General features: G+C 36.1%; 4 protein-coding genes. All 4 read right to left on the reverse strand.

Annotated elements, in window-relative coordinates; all coding sequences use genetic code 11:
- Positions 1-59 precede the first annotated feature (59 nt).
- Complete coding sequence (locus ACTWQB_RS17090) at positions 60-269, reverse strand: ThiF family adenylyltransferase (RefSeq protein WP_443140363.1); 210 nt, start codon at positions 267-269, stop codon at positions 60-62.
- Positions 266-1219 carry a Mov34/MPN/PAD-1 family protein gene (locus ACTWQB_RS17095; RefSeq protein WP_443140364.1) on the reverse strand — a complete coding sequence of 318 codons (954 nt, stop codon included), beginning with the start codon at positions 1217-1219 and terminating at the stop codon, positions 266-268. The genes ACTWQB_RS17090 and ACTWQB_RS17095 overlap by 4 nt, the downstream gene beginning before the upstream one ends.
- Before the next feature lie 52 nt (positions 1220-1271).
- A complete protein-coding gene (locus tag ACTWQB_RS17100; RefSeq protein ID WP_443140365.1) occupies positions 1272-1931 on the reverse strand; it encodes a hypothetical protein in 660 nt (219 codons plus the stop codon).
- The coding region (locus tag ACTWQB_RS17105) for a hypothetical protein (RefSeq protein WP_443140366.1) at positions 1906-2279 on the reverse strand (374 nt) is incomplete at its 5' end. The genes ACTWQB_RS17100 and ACTWQB_RS17105, both read right to left, overlap by 26 nt.

The following is a 2279-nucleotide window of genomic DNA, read 5'->3' on the forward strand; positions in this document are numbered from 1 at the left end:
TATAGCTATAAGCAGCAATATTATAGGCTGATCGGTAACGATTAGCTAATACTTCTGCTTTAGGTTGACCCAACATTAGCTTGACTGAATAATTGGTTACGAAGATTTTTCTCTTCAACCACATCGGGATCAGCTAATACATAATGCCCTTCACCTATTGTTGCTAATAGTTGTGCGACTTGCTGAGCTACATTACTTCCTGTACCACCCACACCCACTTGAACGATTACCGGTATATGTCTCTGGTATATAGGTTCTATTTTAATCATACAACATCAACCTCTTCTACAAGAGATGTATCAAACGTTGAGGATTGTTTAAATGGGTTTTCAAACACTTGATGTAAATCTACACCAACGTGACGGTGATTGTCACGATCATAATATCGTAATGTGATGTCAGGAAAGTAATCGTTTATATTGCCAACAATCGCATATAAAAAGCTCCCTGTTTCACTTTGGTTATCTGTAGAGGAGGGAGTCGGCGACATGTTATGATGCGAATGGATTTCCATGATTTTACGATGACGACGCTCAGATAGACGCACAGCCATTGACACAGCATCTTCTGATACTTCGACATTAACTACACTAGCAATTTGTTGTGGTATATCAAGAAAATAATCTTGTTCGTCATAATCATAGTAAATATCCGCATGACATTCCGTGCCTTTTTCCTTATAGACATCGAAAGCAAAACGACAAAACTCTACCACAATTGAAAAAGGAATTTTAGGAAGGGGGGAGGATTGCCCACTCGGACAATCGCTATATAACCCCTTCTTTTTAGCTTTAGAAACAGCAACGACAAGGTTTTTCTTTTTAAGATAAACCAGTTCTGTATAACTTTTAACGAGATCTGGAAAATCTTTTTCAACACGTTTACGTAAATCCTCGCCAGTTACTGGCTCTAACACTTCTTCACCTTTTTTCTTACGCATGATACCATTTTTAATCTCATCTTCAGATAAATACTCTGTAATGTCGATTTCTTCACCTAAGTGGTAGAACTTAGTATTTGGCTTGATATCAAACGTGTTTTCATCCTTATTTTTTGATTGATTTGTCTTGCTGCTTTGATTATTAGTTGCGTTCGTTTGTTTAGATTTTTTGGGTTCTTCCTTTCCTTTCGGTTGATTATCTTGCTGTTTAACCTCTTCCTGACGTTTTTCTTCTGATTCCTCTGTAATATTAAATAAGCTGAATACATCTTGTGACATAATAATCCTCTCCTTAATAGTAGTTTGTTTAATTTATTATTTAAAAATGTCCTTACATAGATTTAACAGTTTCTTGAAATGTTTCACGTGTCGGAACTAATATATCATCGTTAAATTCCTTTTCGTTAAACGTATCAAGATATAACTCTTCAAGTGTTAATCTTAGGGTTGTTTTGGCTCCGTAATCTGTATCAAAAGGTGAGTTCACAAAGAACGAGTGATATGTGACGAGTTGGTCTAGAGACTGAATATCAGGTAATCGATTTCCTCCCATACAAACTTTCCCATCTCGATCAACATGCGAGTATGGAAAATGACACATTTTCGTATCATTATGGATTGGTTCATCTTTAACTGCCCAAATATGCTTTAATGAGACGTTATACGTCTGTTTATTCTGTTTACAGAAGTAATGGAAAAGCATTTTGGGAAAGCCAACTCGAATGGCATCGTTACGGAAATTAATCACCCATTGTTTCTTAGGAACTTCACAAAATACGTGTACACCTTCATCAGTTTCTCTGTAACGTATAGCGTTAGACGGTAATGTTCCCGTATCCATTTGTAAATCTTCTACGGATGCATTAATCACTTTCCTTAACTCATCAACAGTCATGTGAAAGTGACTTAAAACGCCATTTTGTTCTTCAGAAACTTGAACTAGATTATCGGTTGCCATCCTTTCATCATCCAACTCGATGATTAGTTTCATGATAATGTTCTCCTTTCAAATCGAATATGTTTAATAGATTGGTGATAAATTCACTAAATTCAAGGTCACCCATCTCCATCGAAAACATCAGCATATTTACTTTAGGCCCATGTACGATGTGAGTAATAGAAGGTGGCGCAATCTCATTAAGGGTTTTGATGGTGTTTTCATTACATTGAGTAAATATAGGGTCTCGAACACCAATGAGTGTTTCACCAAAGTATGGTTCATTGATGGTGTCTTCTAATTCTAAAAATTTAAAGACATCACAGACGATGTCGTCTTGAAACCAATCAGCGTACTCAAAAAGTCGTTTGAGAACATCTGTAATAAAGTGAAAGTTTACAC

Origin of the sequence: Piscibacillus sp. B03, assembly GCF_052246295.1 — a bacterium.
Lineage (GTDB): Bacteria > Bacillota > Bacilli > Bacillales > Alkalibacillaceae > Piscibacillus.

Bases quoted from the DNA above. Each gene is read 5' to 3' on its own strand.
- ACTWQB_RS17090 (WP_443140363.1), bottom strand. From the start codon at position 269: ATGATTAAAATAGAACCTATATACCAGAGACATATACCGGTAATCGTT.
- ACTWQB_RS17095 (WP_443140364.1), bottom strand. From the start codon at position 1,219: ATGTCACAAGATGTATTCAGCTTATTTAATATTACAGAGGAATCAGAA.
- ACTWQB_RS17100 (WP_443140365.1), bottom strand. From the start codon at position 1,931: ATGAAACTAATCATCGAGTTGGATGATGAAAGGATGGCAACCGATAAT.